Raw genomic sequence first — 21,151 nt, forward strand, 5'->3', positions numbered from 1 at the left:
CGCCCGGGGCCGACCGCAACCGGCACGACGGATGCCCGGCCGCACCCGTCCAGCACGATGCGAGACACCCACACCCCCGTCCCACCGCACCTCCTCACCACACACGCGGCGCAACCCCCCGGCGCCGCTCCCCTCGGCACCGCAGCTGCCCTGTCACCGGTGCCGATCTCCGAGGGCCCCGTCGCGCGACCGGAATCGCGCGACGGGGCCCTCGCGTACGAGATCTTCGACGTGACGCGCGTCACATGACATTTCCGTCCGGCGCCTACAACCAATCCCCCTGGCCACAGGTCATCTATGCAGCACCACCCAGAAGCTGGAGAGGCGCTGCACTCGGAGGGGGGTGCAGCGCCTCTTCCATGTCCTCTCCCGCTACGACTTCTTCGGCGGGACGGCGGGCATCCCCAGGAACGGCAGCTTCAGCGCGCCGAAGGCGTCCGCGGGGACCACCGGCGACTTCGGAGCGACCGCCGCCAGTCGCGCGTACGCCTCGCCCTGGACCGGCCGCGGGTCCTCCTCGCCCTTGTTCGGCCAGAACGACATCGCGCGCTCCGCCTGGGCCGTGATCGTCAGCGAGGGGTTGACCCCGAGGTTCGCGGAGACCGCCGCACCGTCGACGACCGAGATGCCCGGGTGTCCGTAGAGCCGGTGGTACGGGTCGATGACACCGGACTCGGCGTCGGCGCCGATCGGGCAGCCGCCGAGGAAGTGCGCCGTGAGCGGGGTGCCCATCAGCTCGCCGATGTTGGAGCCGGCGAAGCCGTTGAGCTCCTCGGCGAGCAGGGAGGCCGCCTTGGTCGCCTCCGGGATCTGGTTCGGGTTGGGCGCGCCGTGGCCCTGGCGGGCCGTGAGGAGCCCCTTCCCGATGCCGCCGGGCTTGCGGAAGGTCGTCAGGGAGTTGTCGAGGGACTGCATGACGAGGCCGATGATGGTCCGCTCCGACCAGCGGCGGTTCGAGAGCGCCCGGAGCGCGAGCGTGGGGTGCTTCGCCATGTTGAGGAACCAGCTCCGCACCCGGTGCGCGCCGTAGGGCACCTGGAGGATCGTCATGCCGCCCATGGCGTTCGAGCCCTTGCCGTAGCGGACCGGCTCGATGTGGGTGTTCTCGTCCGGGTGGATCGAGGAGGTGATCGCCACACCGCGCGTGAAGTCGACCTTCTGCGCGCCGTGCTTCTTGCGGTACCGCCGGTCGGTGGTCTGCGCGCCGACCAGTGCCTCGGAGTTGGTGCGGGTCAGCTCGCCCAGCCGGCCCGAGATCCGGGGCAGCAGCCCGGTGTCCTTCATCCGGTGCAGCAGCGTCTGCGTCCCGTACGTCCCGGCCGCGACGACGACCCGCGGGGCGGTGAAGGTGCGGCCCTTCCCCTTCTTCTTGTCGTCGGTGGGGAGGGTCCTGACGGCGTAGCCGCCCCGGGAGTCCTCGGTGAGGGCGATCACCGACGTCATGGGGTGGACGACGGCTCCCGCCTTCTCGGCGAGGTAGAGGTAGTTCTCGTTGAGGGTGTTCTTGGCACCGTGACGGCAGCCCGTCATGCACTCGCCGCACTCGGTGCATGCCTTGCGGGACGGACCGGCGCCGCCGAAGTACGGGTCGGCGACCTCGGCGCCCGGCTTCGCCTTCGCCGTCCCGTCGGCATCGTCGCCGTCGCCGAAGAAGACGCCGACCGGCGCCAGGTGGAAGGTGTCGCCGATCCCCATGGCCTGCGCGGTGGCCTTCAGATGGACGTCCGAGGGAGTCGTCGTCGGGTTGATCCGGACGCCCAGCATCCGCTTGGCCTGGTCGTAGTAGGGCGTCAGCTCCTCCTGCCAGTCCGTGATGTTCTTCCACTGCGGATCGTTGAAGAACGGCGCGGGCGGCACGTAGAGGGTGTTGGCGTAGTTCAGGGAGCCTCCGCCCACACCGGCGCCCGCCAGCACCATGACATTGCCCAGCAGGTGGATGCGCTGGATGCCGTAGAGGCCGAGGGCCGGGGCCCAGAGGAAGTTCTTCAGGTCCCAGGAGTTCTTCGGCAGCTCGGCCCGTGCGAAACGGCGCCCGGCCTCCAGGACGCCGACCCGGTAGCCCTTCTCCGTCAGACGCAGGGCCGTGACGGAGCCGCCGAAGCCGGAGCCGACGACGATGACGTCGTAGTCGTACGCGTCGTCCTCTTCCTGCTCCTGATTTGGGGAAGGGGGTACCGCGGTCATGGCTCTCCTCGTACGAAAGGGTGCGGAATCGGGCAGTGCGGTCAGCGCAGGCGCAGGGCCTTCATCGCCTTCAGGGACAGGCTCATGAAGGCGGCGTACTTCTCGTCGTCCATCCCGAAGGAGGGGGCGAGCGGGATCAGCCGCTGCTGGGCCACGGTCTGGGCCTCGGTGAACTTGAGGATGCCCTCCGAGCCGTGGCGCCGGCCGAGACCGGAGTCCTTCATCCCGCCCATCGGCGCCTGGACGCTGCCGTAGGCCGGCGCGTACCCCTCGTTGATGTTGACGGTGCCGGTGCGCAGCCGTGCGGCGACCGCGTGGCCACGGCGGGAGTCCTTCGTCCAGACCGAGGAGTTGAGGCCGTACGGGGTGGCGTTGGCCAGCTCGACGACCTCGTCCTCGTCCGTGAAGCGGTAGAGGGAGACGACCGGGCCGAAGGTCTCCTCGGAGCAGACGGCCATCGGCGCCTCGACGCCGTCGAGGATGGTCGGCTCGTAGAACAGCGGGCCGATGTCGGGGCGGGCGACACCACCGGCGACGAGCGTGGCGCCCTTGGCGACGGCCTCCTCGACGTGCTTCTTGACCGTCTCCAGCTGCCGCTCGCCGACGAGGGAGCCCATGTCGGCGCCGTAGGAGAGGGAGTTGCCGAGCCGCATCGCCTTCGTGCGGGCGGCGAAACGGGCGACGAAGTCGTCGGCGACCGACTCGTGGACGTAGAGGCGCTCGATGGAGATGCAGAGCTGTCCGGCGGAGGAGAAGCAGGCGCGGACGGCTCCGGCGGCGGCCTTCTCGATGTCGGCGTCCTTGAGGACCAGCATGGCGTTCTTGCCGCCGAGCTCCAGGGTCACGCCGACGAGCCGGGCGGCGGCGCCCCGGGCGACCTCGCGGCCGGTGCGGGTGGAGCCGGTGAAGGAGACGTAGTCGGCGTGCTTGACGACCTCGGGGCCGACGACCGGGCCCTCACCGATGACGACCTGGAAGACCTCGGCGGGCAGCCCGGCCTCGATGAGCAGGTCACGGGCCCACAGGGCGGTGAGCGCGGTCTCGGTGTCCGGCTTCATCACGACGGCGTTGCCCGAGACGAAGGCGGGCAGCGCGTCGCCGACGGACAGCTCCAGCGGGTAGTTCCAGGGCGCGATCTGGCCGACGACACCGCGCGGCTGGCGCAGCTCGGTGACCTTGGTGAGGGTCGGCACGACGCCGGTGTGGTGCTTGGGGCGCAGGTAGGAGGGGGCCTTGCGGCCGTAGTGGCGGGCGGCGACGGCGACCGCCTGCACCTCCTCGTGGGCGTGGAGTCGCGCCTTGCCGGTCTCCAGCTGGATGAGGTCGAGGACCTCGGCCTGGCGCTCCAGGATCAGGTCGTGGAAGCGGAGGAGCACCGCGGCGCGGGCGCGGACGGGGAGCGCGGCCCAGGCGGCCTGGGCGGCGCGGGCGCGGGTGAACGCCTCGGCGACGTCGTCGGGGGTGGACTCGGGCAGCTCGGCCAGCCGCTCCCCGGTGAAGGGGGTGTGGTTCGCGGTGCGGCCGGAGCCCACCACTCCGCGGGTCAGCTGGGCGACCACCTCCGGCGTGACCACGTCGGCGGCGGTGCGGACACCGGCCGGGGAGGGCGCGAGGGGGTTCGTGCCGATGGCGGCGGTGGCCGGGGTGGCGAGTGCCTGCGAGTCCGTCATGAGGGCGAGAGTAGGCCGCATTCCGCCCTTTGGGTACCCGTCGGTAACGCGTTTTCACCGGGTGCGCACAATCGCGCCAGCGATCGCTGGCACATAAGCCCTGATCAGCGGCTTACGGCGGCTGGGAGGGCGATTTCGCGGATTGCCGCCCGGTCAGTCGCCCGGCGCCCGCCAGTGCTGGAGAACGATGTCGAACTGCTCCCGGGTGGTCTCCCAGCTCGACTCCGGCGAGGCCATGTAGATGGCGTACTCGGTGCCGTCGTCCGCGAAGTACAACTGGTCGATGGCGTGTCTCGGGCCCGGGAACTCCTGCTTCTCGTACCAGGTGAACTCCCACCGGGCCGAGCGGACCTGGTCGCGGTAGGTGTTCTGGTTCAGCTTGATCTTCTGGTAGTTCATGCGCTTCTTGAGCGTCTTCTCCAGATCCAGCACGTGCATGTACGGGTTCTCGAAGTCGGGCGTGGGATCGATGCTGATCCGGATCCGGTGGCGTCCGTTGTCCGGCGTGTAGTCGATGCTGTCGCCCTCGGTCTGGCGCTTCCAGCCCTTGGGGACCGCCAGGCTGAAGCCCTTGAGGTCCTCGACGCGGTGCCAGCCGGCCGGGAGGGCCTCCTCGTCGGCGGGCTGCGTCACCTCGGGCTGCGTGCTCTGACCGGCGTCCGCGGCCTTGCCGCCTCCGGAGTAGTGCATGGCGGCGAAGACGGCTCCACCGGCGACCAGGCCGGCGAGGACGGCCGCCAGGACCGCCGAACGCCACCGGCCGCGCCCCTTGGGCGCCGTCGCTCCGGGCCGGGGCACGACGGTGGGGGTGGCCGTGGGGACGGGGGTGGCCGTGGGCGTGGGTTCCTGCTCGGGGATGCGGGCCGTCGCGGAGGCCAGCTCCTCCCGCCCCACTCTCCGCGTCGGCACGTACGCCTGCGCGGCCTGGGGCGTACGGCCCTCCATGGCGTCGAGCAGCATCCGCTCCGCCTCGTCGGCCCCCGGCCGGTCCGCCGGGTCCTTGCGGAGCAGCGCCACGATCACGGGGGCCAGCGCGCCGGCCTTGCCCGGGTGCGGCGGTTCCTCGGTCACCACGGCCTGCATGGTGCTGATGGGCGAGGTCCGCCGGAACGGCGAGGTTCCCTCCACCGCCGTGTACAGCGTCGCCCCGAGCGACCAGAGGTCGGAGGCCGGGCCGGGGTCCCCGCCCCGCACCCGCTCGGGCGCCAGGTAGTCGATGGAGCCGACGAGTTCACCGGTCCGGGTGATCGTGGAGTCGCCCTCGATCGCGGCGATGCCGAAGTCGGTGAGCAGGACCCGGCCGTCGCGGGCCAGCAGGACGTTGCCGGGCTTGACGTCCCGGTGCAGGACGCCCGCGGCATGCGCGGCACGCAGCGCACCGAGGACGTGCAGGCCGATCCGGGCCGCCTCGGCGGGCTCGATCGTGCCCGCCTCCTTCGCGGCGTCCGCGAGCGAGGGGCCGTCGACGTACTGCATCACGATCCACGGCCGGTCGTCGTGCTCCAGCACGTCGTGCACGGTGACCACGCCCGGGTGCGTGATCCGGGCCGCGGCCCGGGCCTCCTTCTGCGTACGGGCGTGGAGAACCAGCCGGTCGGCCTCGGCGACGAACCGACCCGCCGTCAACTCCTTGACCGCCACCACCCGGTGCAGGACCTCGTCGTGCGCCCGCCAGACCTTGCCCATGCCACCACGGCCGATGGTCTCGGCCAGCCGATAACGACCGGCGAGCAGCAGCCCCGCCGCGGTGTCCGCACTCTGTGAATGTTCCACTGTCCCCCGCCTGTTCCTTCAGATGCCAGGTTACGGAGGGGAAGTGGGGGTACGGAACATCGGGGCGGGCAAAGGAACAGCACTGTGACCAGCCCGACGAGGACCGATGCTTTTCGGCCACGTATGCGAGGCTCGTCCCGTGCGAACCAGGGGCTTTCGTTGCGAGCTCAACGAGTCGCGCGGTACGCCTTCACGGCCTGGTCGTAGATCTCCGAGACCTTGTCCCGCTCGCTCTCCGGGCCGATGACCTGCACCACGTGGTAGCGCCCGCCGTGGATCAGGGCGAGATTGCGGACGAAGACATCCCGCCCGGTGGTGTCCTGCCAGGTGAACTGGCCCACCGCCATGGCCTGCTGGCCGACATCGATCCTGCGCAGCCCCGAGGCGCTGGACCAGGAGGAATCCCGCCACGGCTGGAGCTCACGCTCCTTGGTGCGCTGGTACGCCATCGGGTCGGAGCCGTTGGCCTGGACGGTGTCCCGGCCGGGGACGACGATCAGCGTGAAATCACCGCCGGTGTAGCGGACTTGGCCGGCGTCGTTGATCGGACTGCGCCGCCAGCCCTCGGCCACACCGATCTGGAAGCCCTCCGGGTCCTTCCGCAGGGTGTAACCGGCGGCGAGGGCGGGCGTGCTGGGCTCGGCGGCCGGCGGGGTCGTCCGCGCGGCGCTCGGCTCGGGGCTCGGTGTGGCGGGCGGCGCGGAACCTGCCGTGGACCGCTGCCCGGTGGGGCGGTCGGAGGAGCTGCCGACGGGCTGTTCGCCCTCGGCTCCCTCCTTGGGCATGAACAGCACGGCGTACGCGACCGCGCCCGCCAGCAGCAGGAAGATCAGGAGCAGCAGCGTGCGCCCGAGGGCGCGCGGGGAGCCGGCACCGCCGGTCGCTCGCGGCGCCCGGGGCGCGCGCTGCGGAAGCTCCTCGTGGAAGTACTCCTGGCGTGCGTCGTGACGCTGCTCCGCCCGCCGGTCCTCGCGGCGGCCCTCACGACGGCCGGGGCGTACGCTCCGTGGCTCCTTGCCCTTCCTGTGACGGTGCCGGCCACCGGCCGCACTCCCGCGGCGCCTGCGCACGAGCTCACCACGGCGGCGCACCACGGGCAGCCGGGTGGCGTCCACGGCGGGCAGCGGAACGATCCCCTGTCCGGCCTCGGGCTCCGGGGCGGACCGGACGAGCGAGCGCAGCCAGCCGCTCAGCTCCTCGAAGTCGGGGCGCTCGGTGGGGTCCTGGCGGAGCAGGGACTCGACGACCGGGCGCAGCGGGCCGCACTCCTCGGCGAACGCGGGTGGCTCGGCACACACGAGCTGGACCAGTTCGGCGGCGTTGTCCTCGGGGTACGGGGCGTGGCCCTGGACCACGCGGTAGAGCAGCGCGCCGAGCGCCCAGAGGTCGGTGGCCGGGCCGATCGGCGGGGCGAGCCGCCAGTTCTCGTGGACCGGTCCCGCCTGCTCGGGCGCCCAGCGCTCGGTGACCGCGCCGACGACCGCGATCCGCGCCTGGCGGGCCCGCTCGCCCGCCAGACGGGTGGCCGGCCCTCGGTAGACGCTCGCGGGGCCGGTCGCCTCGGCGGGGTCGCCCCAGCCTCCGGAGGAGGGTGCCGGTACGGGTACGGGCGGCTGGGGTGCGGACGCGGGGGTGTATCCCGCGGGGAGGGCGGGGAGCGCCGGGCCGGGAACGGAGCCGCCGCCCGCGGGTACGGGACCCGCGCCGTCGCGCGAGGCGTGGGGGCCGTCGCTCCAGGATCCGGTGAGCAGGGCCCGCGGCCCGCCGCCCTCGGTCCCGTACCCCTTCCGGTACGGGTACTCGTCGTCGGTGTCGTCCTCGTCGTCCTCGTCCGCGGCCTGGGACCACCAGTGCGGCTCCGGGCCCAGTCCCTGGGCGGGAGCCGGGGGAAGCGCGGGCGGCCCGTCGGGCTCGGGCTCCGGCTCGGGGGTCGAGCGCTGCACCGGGACGGCCCCGGTGTCGCCGGTGCGGGCCGCGGCGCGCGCTCCCGCCCGGTAGGCGGCGATGGCACCGGCGCGGGCCGCCCGTACGTCTCCCGTGGCGGGGGCCGCGGCCGGCCCCGGCAGCTCGGGGCGCGAGTCCGCCGTGATCTCCGTGCCCCCGCGCGCCCCCGGCACCACCGTGCCCGGGGCGGGGGCCTCCCCCGCGGAGGGCCCGACCGCGGGTGGCTCCCCGGACGACGCGTGACCGGAACCGGCCGCGCCCTCGTCCTCCTCGGCGAGCGGCACCGGTGCGTAGCCGCACAGCGCCTCCTCGGCCGCACCGGCCGCGAGGCCGGTCAGCACCACGCGGCCGTCGTCGCAGACGAGCACGGTCCGGGTGGTGATGTTCCGGTGGGTCCAGCCGTGCGCGTGCAGGGCGCGCAGGGCCGTCAGGACGTCGGAGCCGATCTCGGCCGCGCGGTAGGGGGAGAGGGGGCGCTCGGCGAGCAGCGCGGCCAGCGGCCTCGCGTCGACCAGTTCACTCACTATCCACAAGGAACCGGCCTCCGCGAACACGTCGAAGACCTGGTCGAGGCGCGGGTGGTCGGGGATCTGCGCGGCGGCCTGCGCCGCCTCGACGGCGCGTCGCACCGCGGGATCGGCCGGCCTGCGGGTCGCCCCGCCGTGGCCGCGGTCCGGTCGGTAGCCGGAGCCGTCGGCGTCGAGGAACTCGGCGTCGACCACTTCGGGCAACGGCACCTGTCGCACCCGGACTTCCTGGCCGCTGTAGGTGTCGAAGGCCCGTGTCTCCACGAGCTCGTGCGCGTCCGGGGAGGACAGAGGCAGGCGGTAGCGCTCGGCGAGCACCCTTCCCGCGTACTCCTCCACGACGCCTCCCCACCGAGCGCGCTGTCCCCCTGGTCCCGGCTACCCCGTGGCATCCCGTTCAGCTCTGGGGATCCCATGGATCAGTCGAAACCGTCAATTCCGATCCGGGCCCGTGCAGTTAACGGCTCTGTTCGGCTGCGTACGGTCCTCGGCCTCTCACGATACGTGGCGCCGGTCAGTCCTTGGGGCTGAACGTGGCGAACGCCGTGTCCCGCAGCGTCTTGCACGCGGGGGCGTCCCACTCGGCCGCCTTGCAGCTGATCATGATCGAGTACCCGCGCTTGGCGTCCACCTTGAAGCCCCGGTTCAGTATCCGGATCCTCATGCCCTTCTCGGTGCGCTCGAACTGCCAGTCGGCGACGGTCGGGTAGCCCTTGTACGAGACGGCGTCGATGCCGATGTGCCGGTAGCCGTTGCTGGTGGCGGCGACACCGACCGAGGCCGCGGCCCACGCGGCCCTCGCGTCGTCCTTGGGGTTGTTGTTGAAGTCGACCTGCACGCGGGGGTACCCGCCGTCGGCGTTGAATATCCCGCCCGAGTTCCGGCCGGCGATGCCGTTGAGCCGGAAGGTGGACGGCATCGCCATGGTGAAGTGGAACCGGTCGTTGCTCACCATGGTGTAGCCGGCGGGCAGCTGGGTGCCGCCCGTTCCGGGCCCGTTGGTGTTCGGCGCCCCGGAGGGCGTACCGCTCTGCTCGCCGGAGCCGGAGCCCGAACCGGAGCCCGAACCGGAGTCGGAGCCGGGCTGTTCGCCGCCCTGCTGGTCGGGGCTGCTCGGCTGCGTGCCCTGGTCCGTGCCGTCGCCGTTGCCGGCCGTGGCGCCGGCCGAGGCCACGGTGTCCCCGCCCTTGCCGCCGCCCTTGTTGTCCTTGCCCTCCTCGCCGCCGTTCAGCGCGACGGCCAGGATCGTGCCGAGGAGGGCCAGGACCACGACCGCCGCGATGATCACCAGCGTCCGGCGCGGTACGACATCGGTGAGCGAGGCCCGCGGCTGCGCCGGCCGGTTCCCGGTGTGGAGCGACTCCGGCCTGGCCTTCGGCTCGGGCCTCGCCGCGGCGGCCGCGTTCCGTACGGACCTCAGCGCTCCGCGCATGCGCTCCGCGGCCGCGTCCGCGCCCTTCTCCTTCGTGGCGGGCGGGGCGAACGGCGGCGTGGGCGGGACCGGCGGAAGCGGCACCACACGGGTGGCCTCCGGCGACGGCTCGGGCTCGGGGACGGGGGCGTCGAGCACCGCCCGCAGCAGCACCCGCGCGCCCGCGTCGTCGAGGCGCTGGGCGGGGTCCTTGACGAGCAGGCCGTAGATGACCTTCTCCAGGAGCGGCCCGGCGTTCTTCGGCGGGTCGACGGACTCGGTCATCACGGCGGTGAGCGTCGCGATCGCGGAGCCCTTGTCGTACGGCGGGCTGCCCTCGACGCTCGCGTACAACAGTCCGCCCAGGGACCACATGTCGGCGGCGGGGCCGGGCTTGTGGCCGCGCGCCCGCTCGGGCGAGATGTACGAGGGGGCGCCGACGAGCATGCCGGTGGAGGTGATCGACGGGTCGCCCTCCACCTGGGCGATGCCGAAGTCGGTGAGGACGACCCGGCCGTCCTCGGCGATCAGTACGTTGGACGGCTTCACGTCGCGGTGCAGGATGCCCTCGCGGTGCGCCGAGCGCAGCACGTCGAGGATCGCGAGGCCGACCTCGGCCGCGCGGTGCGGAGTGAGCGTGCCGTCCTCGCGCACGGCGTCGGCGAGGGACTTGCCCTCGATGAGCTCCATGACGATCCAGGGACGGTCGTCCTCGTCGACGACGTCGTAGACGGTCACGGCGCCGTTGTTGCGGATCCGGGCGATGGCCTTGGCTTCGCGCAGGGTCCGGGTGATGAGGCGTCGCTTCTCGTCCTCGTCGATGCTGTTGGGGAAGCGCAGCTCCTTGACGGCGACGGTGCGTCCCAGGGTCTCGTCGACCGCGCGCCACACCGTGCCCATGCCGCCGCGCCCGAGCACCGCGCCCAGCCGGTACCGGCCGGCCAGCAGACGTCCCTCGGCCGTCGCGGCCGTGCTGCCCGCCCCGGAGCGCCCCGCGCTCGCGGTGGCCTTCCGAGGCTCTGGCGCCTCGGCCTCGGACGCCTTGGTCTCCGGGCGCCTGGGCGCGTCGGCGTCCTTGGGCGCCGCGTCCCCGGGGCCACCGGCCTTGGAGGCATCGGCCTGGGAGACGTCGGGCTTGGAGGCACCGGACCTGGTGACCGCGTCCTTGGGCGCGTCGGCGGCCTGGGGCGCGACCGCGTCCCTGGGCTCCGAGCCCTCGGGCGCCTTGCCCCGGGGCACCTCGGCCTCGCGCGCCTCGCCCTCGGCGTTCGTGCCGCGCTCGGCCCCTGCCGTGTCATCGGTCGCCGCGGGCTCGGCCGACGTGGCCGGATCCTTGCCCCGCGTCACCTCCGGCTCCGCCTCACGCGCCGCTGGAACCACACCCCGGTCGCCGTCGGTTCCGGCACCCGCAGCGGCGTCCCGCCGAGGATCCCGCGCCGTGTCCCGCGACTGCTCCGCCTCCGACATGCGTCCCCTCTGCGATCCCTGATCTCCGCCCGCGTCCGCCGCTGCCCGCGCGATGCGGTAACCCACCCTGGAAGAGAGCTCATTGTCTCTCACTCAGGGACCGATACCGATCCCGGGTCCGCACTCCGAGAGGACGGCCTCGGAGGAAAGCTCTCCCACCATGGCACCCGACGCCGGGGCACCCCCTTCGGGTTCCCCGTCCGCGCGAACAGAATCCCGCAACCTCCCCCAAGGAGTCCCACCGGAGAGCGGCTTCTGCCGACGCGTCAGATCGGGACGATGTCCGGAGCGCCGAGCCGGGCCGCGTCGGCGGTCAGGTCGTCCGGCTGCCGCTGCGACTCCCTCTCCGCCTCGACCCGCTTGTCGTAGTGCTCGACCTCCTTCTCGATCTGGTTCTCGTCCCAGCCCAGCACCGGCGCCATCAACTCCGCGCACTCCCGGGCGCTGCGCGTCCCCCGGTCGAAGGTCTCGATCGAGATGCGGGTGCGCCGGGTCAGCACGTCGTCCAGGTGCCGGGCCCCCTCGTGGGAGGCCGCGTAGACGACCTCGGCGCGCAGATAGTCCTCGGCCCCGGTCAGGGGCTCGGCGAGGCCCGGGTCGGCGGCGATGAGTTCCAGGACCTCCTCGGCCAGCGACCCGAACCGGTTGAGCAGATGCTCGACGCGGACCACGTGCAGGCCCGTCCGCGCGGCGATCCTGGCCCGCGCGTTCCACAGTGCCTTGTACCCCTCGGCACCCAGGAGCGGGATGTCCTCTGTGACGCAGGCGGCGACCCGCTGGTCGAGCGCGTGGACGGCCTCGTCCACGGCGTCCTTGGCCATCACCCGGTAGGTGGTGTACTTGCCGCCGGCCACGACGACGAGGCCGGGGACCGGGTGCGCGACGGTGTGCTCGCGCGAGAGCTTGCTCGTGGCGTCCGACTCGCCCGCCAGCAGGGGCCGCAGCCCCGCGTAGACCCCCTCGACGTCGTCCCTGGTGAGCGGCACCGCCAGGACGCTGTTCACATGCTCAAGGAGATAGTCGATGTCGGCGCTGGACGCGGCCGGGTGTGCCTTGTCCAGGTCCCAGTCGGTGTCCGTGGTGCCCACGATCCAGTGCCGCCCCCAGGGGATCACGAACAGCACGGACTTCTCGGTCCGCAGGATCAGTCCGGTGTTCGAGTGAATCCGGTCCTTGGGCACCACCAGGTGGATGCCCTTCGACGCCCGTACGTGGAACTGCCCCCGCTCCCCGATGAGCGCCTGGGTGTCGTCCGTCCACACCCCGGTGGCGTTCACGATCTGCTTCGCCCGGATCTCGTACTCCCCGCCCGCCTCCACGTCCTGGACGCGCGCGCCGACGACTCGCTCCCCCTCGCGCAGGAAGCCGACGACCCGCGCGCGGCTGGCGACCTTCGCGCCGTAGCTCGCGGCCGTCCGCACGAGCGTGGTGACGAAGCGGGCGTCGTCCATCTGGGCGTCGTAGTACTGCAACGCCCCGACCAGGGAGTCCTTCTTCAGACAGGGGGCCACCCTCAGGGCGCCCTGCCGGGAGAGATGGCGGTGGACGGGCAGGCCGCGGCCATGGCCCGAGGAGACGGACATCGCGTCGTACAGCGCGACGCCCGAGCCCGCGTACAGCCGCTCCCATCCCTTGTGCTGCAAGGGATAGAGGAAGGGCACCGGCTTCACCAGATGAGGGGCGAGCCGCTCCAGGAGCAGCCCGCGCTCCTTGAGCGCCTCCCGCACCAGCGCGAAGTCCAGCATCTCGAGATAGCGCAGACCGCCGTGGATGAGCTTGCTCGACCGGCTGGACGTGCCGGACGCCCAGTCCCTGGCCTCCACGAGGCCCGTCGAGAGCCCTCTCGTGGCCGCGTCGAGCGCGGTCCCGGCGCCGACCACTCCGGCGCCCACGACCAGCACGTCCAGTTCGCGCTCCGCCATCCCGGCGAGCGCATCGGTGCGCTCGGCGGGTCCCAGTGTCGCTGTCCTCACCGCTGCCTCCCGTCGTCCCCCTGCGTGGTCGGGCTCACAGACTCGATTCTGTCCCGGCCCCCCGACTTCAGCCACCGCCTGTGGATAACACTCGGCGACCTTCGACCCCGCAATGCCGCATATCGGTCATATTTACGCCTAGTCTGACATTGCGCTCAACCCGTTCTGTCCACCGGGGTTGCGCGTCTCGTCCCCTCCGGCTACTGGGAAGGACGGCCCACCCTCCATGCCCGCTGATCTCGCCGTCATCGGCCTCGGCCACCTCGGACTCCCCCTCGCCCAGGCCGCCGTCGCCGCAGGCATCGACACCATCGGCTACGACACCGACCCTCGCCCCGTCGCCGAACTCGCCGCCGGCCGACCGCCGGTCGACGGCTCGCTCACCGCGTCGGAGATCCGCCGGATGCTCTCGGGGGGCTTCCGGCCCACGACCAACCCGGCCGAACTCGGCCGCGTCCGCACGGCGGTCATCTGCGCCCCGACCCCGCTCGGCCCCGACCACACCCTCGACCTGACCGCCGTCACCGAGGCCGCCCGCGCACTCGCCGCCAGGCTCCGGCCCCACACCACGGTCCTGCTGGAGTCACCCGTCCCGCCCGGCACCACCGAAGGCGCGCTGCGGGACCTCCTGGAGGAGGGCTCGGGGCTGCGCGCGGGGCGCGACTTCCACCTCGCCTACTCCCCCGGCCGCCTCGACCCGGGAAACCGCGCCCACGGCTTCGCGGGGACCCCCAAGGTCATCGGCGGTCTCACCTCCGCCTGCACGGAGTCCGCCGCCGCCTTCTACGGCCGGCTCACCGACAAGGTGGTACGCGCGCGTGGCCCGCGCGAGGCCGAGACGGTCAAACTCCTGGAGACCAACTTCCGGCACGTCAACATCGCCCTCGTCAACGAGATGGCGGTGCTCTGCCACGACCTGGGCGTCGACCTCTGGGACGTCATCCGCTGCGCCGAGACCAAGCCCTTCGGCTTCCAGGCTTTCCGCCCCGGCCCCGGAGTCGGCGGCCACGGCGTCCCCGTCGACACCGTCGGCACCCACCGCCCGCTCCGTATGGTCGAGCTGGCCGGCCAGGTCAACGAACGCATGCCGCAGTACGTCGTCCAGCGCTGCGCCACCCTCCTCAACGAGCACGGCAAGTCCGCCCGCGGCGCCCGGGTCCTTCTGCTGGGGGTCACGTACAAACCCGATCTCGCCGATCGCGAGGGCTCGCCGGCCGACGAGATCGCCCGTCGGCTGATGGACCTCGGCGCGGTGGTCAGCTACCACGACCCCCACGTCCCCGACTGGCGCGTCCGCGACCTTCCGGTCCCCCGCGCCGACTCCCTCTACGAGGCCGCCGCCCACGCCGACCTGACGGTCCTTCTGCAGCACCACCGCACCTACGACCTCCAGGGCCTGGCGGTCAAGGCGCAGCTCCTCCTCGACACCCGCGGCGCCACGCCGGCGGGCGCGGCCCATCGGCTGTGATCCCCCGAGGCGGCAGTCGCCTCGCGCACGAGAAGGGCCCCGCACCGAACGGTGCGGGGCCCTTCTCGTCGTACGCGGCGGGTGTCAGCGCTTGTGCTGCGAGTCCGCGACCGTGACCTCGACGCGCTGGAACTCCTTGAGCTCGCTGTAGCCCGTGGTGGCCATCGCCCGGCGCAGGGCGCCGAAGAAGTTCATCGACCCGTCCGGGATGTGCGACGGACCGGTGAGGATCTCCTCGGTCGTGCCGACGATGCCCAGGTCGACCAGCTTGCCGCGCGGGACGTCCTCGTGGACGGCCTCCATGCCCCAGTGGTGGCCCTTGCCGGGCGCGTCCGTGGCGCGGGCCAGCGGGGAGCCCATCATGACCGAGTCGGCACCGCAGGCGATCGCCTTCGGCAGGTCGCCCGACCAGCCCACACCGCCGTCGGCGATGACGTGGACGTACCGGCCGCCCGACTCGTCCATGTAGTCACGGCGGGCGGCGGCCACGTCGGCGACCGCGGTCGCCATCGGGACCTGGATGCCGAGCACGTTGCGCGTGGTGTGCGCCGCGCCGCCGCCGAAGCCGACCAGGACGCCCGCGGCGCCGGTGCGCATCAGGTGCAGGGCCGCGGTGTACGTGGCGCAGCCGCCGACGATGACCGGGACGTCGAGCTCGTAGATGAACTGCTTGAGGTTCAGCGGCTCGGCCGCGCCCGAGACGTGCTCGGCGGAGACCGTGGTGCCGCGGATGACGAAGATGTCCACGCCGGCGTCGACGACGGCCTTCGAGAACTGCGCGGTGCGCTGCGGGGAGAGCGCGGCGGCGGTGACCACGCCCGAGTCGCGCACCTCCTTGATGCGCTGCCCGATCAGCTCTTCCTTGATCGGGGCGGCGTAGATCTCCTGCAGACGGCGCGTCGCGGTCGCCTCGTCCATCTCGGCGATCTCGTCGAGCAGCGGCTGCGGGTCCTCGTACCGGGTCCACAGACCCTCGAGGTTCAGCACACCGAGGCCGCCCAGCTCGCCGATGCGGATCGCGGTCTGCGGCGACACGACCGAGTCCATGGGGGCGGCCAGGAAGGGGAGCTCGAAGCGGTAGGCGTCGATCTGCCAGGCGATCGAGACCTCCTTCGGGTCCCGGGTGCGCCGGCTCGGTACGACGGCGATGTCGTCGAACGCGTACGCCCTGCGGCCGCGCTTGCCGCGCCCGATCTCGATCTCAGTCACGATGTGTGGCCTTTCCCTCTACGTCTGCGCCTACCAGTATCCCCGACACAAGCGCGTGGGGCGGTTCCGGCCACATGCCGGAACCGCCCCACGCGTCGCGCTCTGTTACTTCCTGCTGTAGTTCGGCGCCTCGACGGTCATCTGGATGTCGTGCGGGTGGCTCTCCTTGAGCCCCGCCGAGGTGATCCGGACGAACCGGCCCTTGGACTCCATCTCCGCCACCGTGGCGGCACCCACGTAGCCCATCGTCTGGCGCAGGCCACCGACGAGCTGGTGCAGGACGTTGGAGAGGGGGCCGCGGTAGGGCACCTGGCCCTCGACGCCCTCGGGCACGAGCTTGTCGTCGGAGGCGACCTCGGCCTGGAAGTAGCGGTCCTTCGAGTACGACCTGCCCTGGCCACGGGACTGCATGGCACCGAGCGAGCCCATGCCGCGGTACGACTTGAACTGCTTGCCGTTGATGAAGAGCAGCTCGCCGGGCGACTCCTCACAGCCCGCGAGGAGGCTGCCGAGCATCACGGTGTCGGCGCCGGCGGCCAGCGCCTTGCCGATGTCGCCGGAGTACTGCAGGCCACCGTCGCCGATCAGCGGGACGCCGGCGGGACGGGCCGCGAGGGACGCCTCGTAGATGGCGGTGACCTGGGGCACTCCGATGCCCGCGACCACGCGGGTGGTGCAGATCGAGCCGGGCCCGACACCGACCTTGATGCCGTCGACACCGGCGTCGATCAGCGCCTGCGCGCCGTCGCGCGTGGCGACGTTGCCGCCGATCACGTCGACCTTCACGCTCGACTTGATCTTCGCCATCCAGCTCAGGGCGTTGCTGTTGTGGCCGTGCGAGGTGTCGACGACCAGGAAGTCCACACCGGCGGCGGCGAGCGCCTGGGCGCGCTCCAGCGCCTCGGGGCTGGCGCCCACGGCGGCACCGACGAGCAGCCGGCCCTCGGCGTCCTTGGCGGCGTTCGGGTACTTCTCCGCCTTGACGAAGTCCTTGACGGTGATGAGGCCCTTGAGCACGCCCTCGTCGTCGACGAGCGGCAGCTTCTCGATCTTGTGGCGGCGCAGCAGCTCCATGGCGTCGACGCCGGAGATGCCGACCTTGCCGGTGACCAGCGGCATCGGCGTCATGACCTCGCGGACCTGACGGCTGCGGTCGCTCTCGAAGGCCATGTCGCGGTTGGTGACGATGCCCAGCAGCTTGCCGTCCGGGTTGGTGACGGGGACGCCGCTGATCCGGAACTTGGCGCACAGGGCGTCCGCCTCGGCGAGAGTCGCCTCCGGGTGCACCGTGATGGGGTCCGTGACCATGCCGGACTCGGAGCGCTTCACCAGGTCGACCTGGTTGACCTGGTCCTCGACGGAGAGGTTGCGGTGGAGCACTCCGACGCCGCCGAGGCGGGCCATGGCGATCGCCATGCGGGACTCGGTCACCTTGTCCATCGCCGCCGACAGCAGCGGGATGTTCACCTGAACGTTGCGGGAGATCCGGGACGAGGTGTCGACCGCGTTCGGGAGCACCTCGGACGCTCCCGGCAGCAGCAGTACGTCGTCGTAGGTCAGCCCGAGTGTCGCGAATTTACCGGGCACTCCGTCGACGTTTGCAGTCATGACACCTTCCCCAATGGCCTTGATCGGTGCGGACGTCCATGCTAACGGGCCTCGACGGTGTCTCATTCCACGATCAAGATCAGAGAGCAGCTTTGGATGTTCGTACGTATACGTGAGGGCCACCGGCCCTCGCCGACCCTTACTGCTCGGCCAGTGCGCGCAGTCGGCTGAGCGCACGGTGCTGTGCCACCCGAACGGCCCCCGGAGACATCCCGAGCATCTGCCCGGTCTCCTCCGCTGTCAGCCCGACCGCCACCCGCAGCACCAGCAGCTCCCGCTGGTTCTCCGGCAGGTTGGCGAGGAGCTTCTTGGCCCATTCGGCGTCGTCGCTGAGCAGCGCGCGCTCCTCGGGGCCGAGGGAGTCGTCGGGCCGCTCGGGCATCTCGTCGGAGGGCACGGCCGTCGAGCCCGGGTGCCGCATGGCGGCCCGCTGCAGATCGGCGACCTTGTGTCCGGCGATGGCGAAGACGAATGCCTCGAAGGGCCTGCCGGTGTCCTTGTAGCGCGGCAGCGCCATCAGGACGGCGACGCAGACCTCCTGCGCGAGGTCCTCGACGAAGTGGCGGGCATCACCGGGCAGCCGGTTCAGCCGCGTCCGGCAGTAACGGAGGGCGAGCGGGTGCACCCGCGCCAGCAGGTCGTGCGTCGCCTGCTCGTCGCCCTCGACGGCACGGCGAACGAGTGCACCGATCTCCCCTGGCCCTACGGGCACGGGGGACCCCATGGTCTCGTCGTCGCGCATCGCTCCATGGTGCCTTGACGCCTGAGAGTTCGCGGCACCGCGTTCGTAGTTGTGCACCGAAGCGTTATGAGTAGGCGCGCTGGAACTCATCCCCTGCGCCCTCCCCTCCCGCTCGATCGACTCGTCCCCGAGGAACTCCACACCCTCAAGGATGCGGCATCCCGCGCGTAAGTGACACAAGCTGCCCCGCAGCGGGGACACGAGCCGCCCCGCGGCACGGACACAAGCCGCCCTCCAGCGCGGACACGAGCCGCCCCACGGCGGGGACGCGAGTCGCTCCGCGGCGGGGACGCGAGTCGCTCCGCGGCCGAGACGTCGACCGGTCCGCGCCGGGAAGCAGGCCGCTTTCGGTCCGGACGCGAACCGCGCCACGACCGGAGCGGGAGCCACCCCGCCGCCGGGACGCGATCCGCGCCGGGGCGGGATCACGACCAGCGGCGCGAGCCGCTCCGCCGGGCTCACACAGGTGCTCCGCGGCGCCGACACGAGCGCTCCCGCCGCGGGGCCGTACCCCCTTGCCGCAACGGGACACGAGGCCGCCGCGGCAGGGCTTCGACTAGCGGACCAGACCCCAGCGGAACCCGAGCGCGACGGCGTGCGCCCGGTCCGATGCGCCCAGCTTCTTGAACAGCCGCCGGGCGTGCGTCTTGACCGTGTCCTCGGAGAGGAAGAGCTCGCGTCCGATCTCCGCGTTCGACCGGCCGTGGCTCATGCCCTCCAGCACCTGGATCTCACGCGCGGTGAGCGTCGGCGCCGCGCCCATCTCCGCCGACCGCAGCCGGCGCGGGGCGAGCCGCCAGGTCGGGTCGGCGAGGGCCTGGGTGACCGTGGCCCTCAGCTCGGCGCGCGAGGCGTCCTTGTGCAGATAGCCGCGGGCGCCCGCGGCGACCGCGAGCGCGACGCCGTCCAGGTCCTCCGCGACCGTGAGCATGATGATGCGGGCGCCGGGGTCCGCGGACAGCAGTCGGCGGACGGTCTCCACGCCACCCAGACCGGGCATGCGTACGTCCATCAGAATCAGGTCCGAGCGGTCCGCGCCCCAGCGGCGGAGGACTTCCTCGCCGTTGGCCGCGGTGGTCACGCGCTCCACGCCGGGCACGGTCGCGACCGCGCGGCGAAGCGCCTCTCGGGCAAGCGGGGAGTCGTCGCAGACGAGGACGGATGTCATGGCCGCCCTCCGCAGCTGATGCGCGTCACCTTGAGCCTCCAGGGCTGGTACGTATCGTCACCTGTGCGGTTGACGCTCTCGGACACCTGCCCGAGCGCTTGTTCCTTCAACCGCCTCCGCACACTCAACGACGGTCACTCGAAAGAGTTACGGGCGGGACGGCCGCGTTCGGCACTCTACGTGAGGGAGCGTGCGCGGAGGAGAGCCACGCAGGTCAACCGCCCATCACCTGGAAGCTATGCCCCATTTAGCGGGTTTTCTTCCCTTTTCGCGGTGTCTGTGGCTAGATTCGCAATGAGTCATATTTACATCTACTTAGATAGTAGTTGTACGGTCGGGTCGTGCCCGTGAGAGCGGGTACGCGAGACCCATGGGGGGCGAAGGGCCCCCGGATCATCAGCCATCCACCCGCCCACCTATCCGTTCACACGGTTACAAGGGGACAAGCGCAATGGCAGATTTCTCCCGCCTTCCCGGACCCAACGCCGATCTGTGGGACTGGCAACTGCTCGCGGCCTGCCGCGGCGTCGACAGTTCCCTGTTCTTCCACCCCGAGGGAGAGCGCGGCGCGGCACGGAGTGCGCGCGAGAACTCGGCGAAAGAGGTCTGCATGCGGTGCCCGGTACGCGCGGAGTGCGCGGCACACGCACTCGCCGTACGGGAGCCCTACGGCGTCTGGGGCGGCCTCACCGAGGACGAACGCGAAGAGCTCATGGGACGAGCCCGCAATCGCCTGATCACGGCAACGGCATCGAGTTCGGCAGGCGTGGGGCGCGCCTGAAGGTCTGAAGGAACGTTTCTGCCCATGGAGGGAACGGGGCCGGGTCCGCATCCCACCCGGCCCCACGGAGCCGCACCGCACGCGGCCCGGGGGCGTGCGGCGCGGAGAGACCGCGGTGCGCCCGCCCGCCCAGGGACGCCGACCGCTGGCCCAGGGACGCCCGCGGACCGCTAGCCCGATACCTGCGGACCGCTAGCCCGATACCTGCCGGCCGCTATCCGCCGACCGCTAGCCCGGAGACACCCGCGGCCCGCTGGCCCAGGGACGCCCGCGGCGCTTCGGGACACCTGCGGACCGCTTCGGGACGCCCGCGGACGGCGCTACGCGCGCGTGGCGGCCCGGGTCAGTTCGTCCAGTGTCGCCGCGACCGCCGGGACCTGGGCCAGGTCCGGCAGGGTGAGGGCGACGATCTCGCGCTCCACCGCCGGCTCCACCACGACGGTTCGGGCGCCCTTGGGGCGGACGGACTCGATGGCGAGTTCCGGCAGGACGGCCACGCCGAGGCCGGCCCCCACCAGTCCCACGACGGCCGGGTAGTCGTCGGTCGCGAAGTCGATGCGCGGGGTGAAGCCCGCCTCCTCGCAGACGTCCACGAGCTGGCGGCGACAGCGCGGACAGCCGGCGATCCAGGATTCGTCGGCCAGCTCGGCGATGCCCACCGACCCGGCCTCGGCGAGCGGGTGCGCCTCGGGCACGAGACCGACGAGGCGGTCGGCGAGCAAGGGACGGACGACGAGGTCGTTCCACTCGTCGGGGCCCGCGCCGTAACGGAAGGCGAGGGCCACGTCGCAGTCGCCCTCCCTCAGCATCTCCACCGAGCGCGGCGGCTCGGCCTCCACCAGCGAGACCCGGGTGCCCGGGTGCGCCGCGCGCAGGGCGGCGAGGGCGGTGGGGACCAGGGTGGAGCTGCCGCTGGGGAAGGAGACCAGGCGGACACGTCCCGCGCGCAGGCCGGCGATCGCGGCCACCTCCTCCTCGGCGGCCGTGAGCCCCGCGAGGATGCCGGAGGCGTGCCTGACCAGGACCTCGCCCGCCTGGGTGAGCCGCATCTCGCGGCCGGTGCGGATCAGCAGGGGGGTTCCGGCGGAGGATTCGAGCGCCTTCATCTGCTGGCTCACCGCCGGCTGGGTGCAGCCGAGTTCGCGCGCGGCGGCGGAGAAGGAGCCGGTCGCGGCGACGGCGCGCAGGACACGGAGATGGCGGGCCTCGATCATGGGTCGAGCATA

13 protein-coding genes are annotated in these 21,151 nt (G+C 72.2%); 2 read left to right on the forward strand and 11 right to left on the reverse strand.

The annotated features are described in order from the left end of the window. Window positions 1-372: 372 nt before the first annotated feature. From AB0D99_RS17220 to AB0D99_RS17245, 6 genes are all read right to left on the reverse strand, one after another. Window positions 373-2,184 carry a GMC family oxidoreductase gene (locus AB0D99_RS17220; protein WP_362361981.1) on the reverse strand — a complete coding sequence of 604 codons (1,812 nt, stop codon included), beginning with the start codon at window positions 2,182-2,184 and terminating at the stop codon, window positions 373-375. Between the two features lie 41 nt (window positions 2,185-2,225). Next, complete coding sequence (locus AB0D99_RS17225; RefSeq protein ID WP_362361984.1) at window positions 2,226-3,854, reverse strand: succinic semialdehyde dehydrogenase; 1,629 nt, start codon at window positions 3,852-3,854, stop codon at window positions 2,226-2,228. Window positions 3,855-4,007: 153 nt separating this feature from the next. After that, window positions 4,008-5,627, reverse strand: a complete 1,620-nt coding sequence (locus tag AB0D99_RS17230) for a serine/threonine-protein kinase (protein ID WP_362361987.1) — start codon at window positions 5,625-5,627, stop codon at window positions 4,008-4,010. Between the two features lie 167 nt (window positions 5,628-5,794). Continuing rightward, window positions 5,795-8,437: a protein kinase gene (locus tag AB0D99_RS17235; protein WP_362361990.1), complete on the reverse strand. Its 2,643-nt coding sequence runs from the start codon at window positions 8,435-8,437 to the stop codon at window positions 5,795-5,797. A gap of 175 nt (window positions 8,438-8,612) precedes the next feature. Next, a complete protein-coding gene (locus AB0D99_RS17240) occupies window positions 8,613-10,976 on the reverse strand; it encodes a protein kinase (protein ID WP_362361993.1) in 2,364 nt (787 codons plus the stop codon). 266 nt (window positions 10,977-11,242) lie between these two features. After that, complete coding sequence (locus tag AB0D99_RS17245) at window positions 11,243-12,949, reverse strand: glycerol-3-phosphate dehydrogenase/oxidase (protein ID WP_362361996.1); 1,707 nt, start codon at window positions 12,947-12,949, stop codon at window positions 11,243-11,245. Between the two features lie 226 nt (window positions 12,950-13,175). Between AB0D99_RS17245 and AB0D99_RS17250 the strand changes: the two genes are divergently transcribed. Continuing rightward, window positions 13,176-14,417 carry a nucleotide sugar dehydrogenase gene (locus AB0D99_RS17250; RefSeq protein ID WP_362361999.1) on the forward strand — a complete coding sequence of 414 codons (1,242 nt, stop codon included), beginning with the start codon at window positions 13,176-13,178 and terminating at the stop codon, window positions 14,415-14,417. A gap of 84 nt (window positions 14,418-14,501) precedes the next feature. Here the strand turns inward: AB0D99_RS17250 and AB0D99_RS17255 are convergent, their stop codons facing one another. From AB0D99_RS17255 to AB0D99_RS17270, 4 genes are all read right to left on the reverse strand, one after another. Further along, complete coding sequence (locus AB0D99_RS17255) at window positions 14,502-15,626, reverse strand: GuaB3 family IMP dehydrogenase-related protein (RefSeq protein WP_362362002.1); 1,125 nt, start codon at window positions 15,624-15,626, stop codon at window positions 14,502-14,504. 105 nt (window positions 15,627-15,731) lie between these two features. Next, window positions 15,732-17,234, reverse strand: a complete 1,503-nt coding sequence (guaB, locus tag AB0D99_RS17260; RefSeq protein ID WP_362362005.1) for an IMP dehydrogenase — start codon at window positions 17,232-17,234, stop codon at window positions 15,732-15,734. Window positions 17,235-17,373: 139 nt separating this feature from the next. Next, on the reverse strand, window positions 17,374-17,976 hold the full coding sequence (locus tag AB0D99_RS17265; RefSeq protein ID WP_362362008.1) for a sigma-70 family RNA polymerase sigma factor: 603 nt from the start codon (window positions 17,974-17,976) through the stop codon (window positions 17,374-17,376). A 556-nt stretch (window positions 17,977-18,532) separates the two neighbouring features. Beyond that, window positions 18,533-19,144, reverse strand: a complete 612-nt coding sequence (locus AB0D99_RS17270) for a response regulator transcription factor (RefSeq protein ID WP_003948568.1) — start codon at window positions 19,142-19,144, stop codon at window positions 18,533-18,535. 451 nt (window positions 19,145-19,595) lie between these two features. Between AB0D99_RS17270 and AB0D99_RS17275 the strand changes: the two genes are divergently transcribed. Beyond that, on the forward strand, window positions 19,596-19,925 hold the full coding sequence (locus tag AB0D99_RS17275) for a WhiB family transcriptional regulator (RefSeq protein WP_362362011.1): 330 nt from the start codon (window positions 19,596-19,598) through the stop codon (window positions 19,923-19,925). A 320-nt stretch (window positions 19,926-20,245) separates the two neighbouring features. Here AB0D99_RS17275 and AB0D99_RS17280 read toward each other — a convergent pair whose 3' ends face one another. Continuing rightward, window positions 20,246-21,139, reverse strand: a complete 894-nt coding sequence (locus tag AB0D99_RS17280) for a LysR family transcriptional regulator (protein ID WP_362362014.1) — start codon at window positions 21,137-21,139, stop codon at window positions 20,246-20,248. Window positions 21,140-21,151: the final 12 nt, after the last annotated feature.

This window comes from Streptomyces sp. NPDC047971, from assembly GCF_040653355.1.
Lineage (GTDB): Bacteria > Actinomycetota > Actinomycetes > Streptomycetales > Streptomycetaceae > Streptomyces.

Excerpts from the sequence above, each read along its gene's own strand:
- AB0D99_RS17220 (WP_362361981.1), bottom strand. The coding sequence starts at position 2,184 with ATGACCGCGGTACCCCCTTCCCCAAATCAGGAGCAGGAAGAGGACGAC.
- AB0D99_RS17225 (WP_362361984.1), bottom strand. The coding sequence starts at position 3,854 with ATGACGGACTCGCAGGCACTCGCCACCCCGGCCACCGCCGCCATCGGC.
- AB0D99_RS17240 (WP_362361993.1), bottom strand. The coding sequence starts at position 10,976 with ATGTCGGAGGCGGAGCAGTCGCGGGACACGGCGCGGGATCCTCGGCGG.
- AB0D99_RS17250 (WP_362361999.1), top strand. The coding sequence starts at position 13,176 with ATGCCCGCTGATCTCGCCGTCATCGGCCTCGGCCACCTCGGACTCCCC.
- guaB (WP_362362005.1), bottom strand. The coding sequence starts at position 17,234 with ATGACTGCAAACGTCGACGGAGTGCCCGGTAAATTCGCGACACTCGGG.
- AB0D99_RS17265 (WP_362362008.1), bottom strand. The coding sequence starts at position 17,976 with ATGCGCGACGACGAGACCATGGGGTCCCCCGTGCCCGTAGGGCCAGGG.
- AB0D99_RS17270 (WP_003948568.1), bottom strand. The coding sequence starts at position 19,144 with ATGACATCCGTCCTCGTCTGCGACGACTCCCCGCTTGCCCGAGAGGCG.
- AB0D99_RS17275 (WP_362362011.1), top strand. The coding sequence starts at position 19,596 with ATGGCAGATTTCTCCCGCCTTCCCGGACCCAACGCCGATCTGTGGGAC.
- AB0D99_RS17280 (WP_362362014.1), bottom strand. The coding sequence starts at position 21,139 with ATGATCGAGGCCCGCCATCTCCGTGTCCTGCGCGCCGTCGCCGCGACC.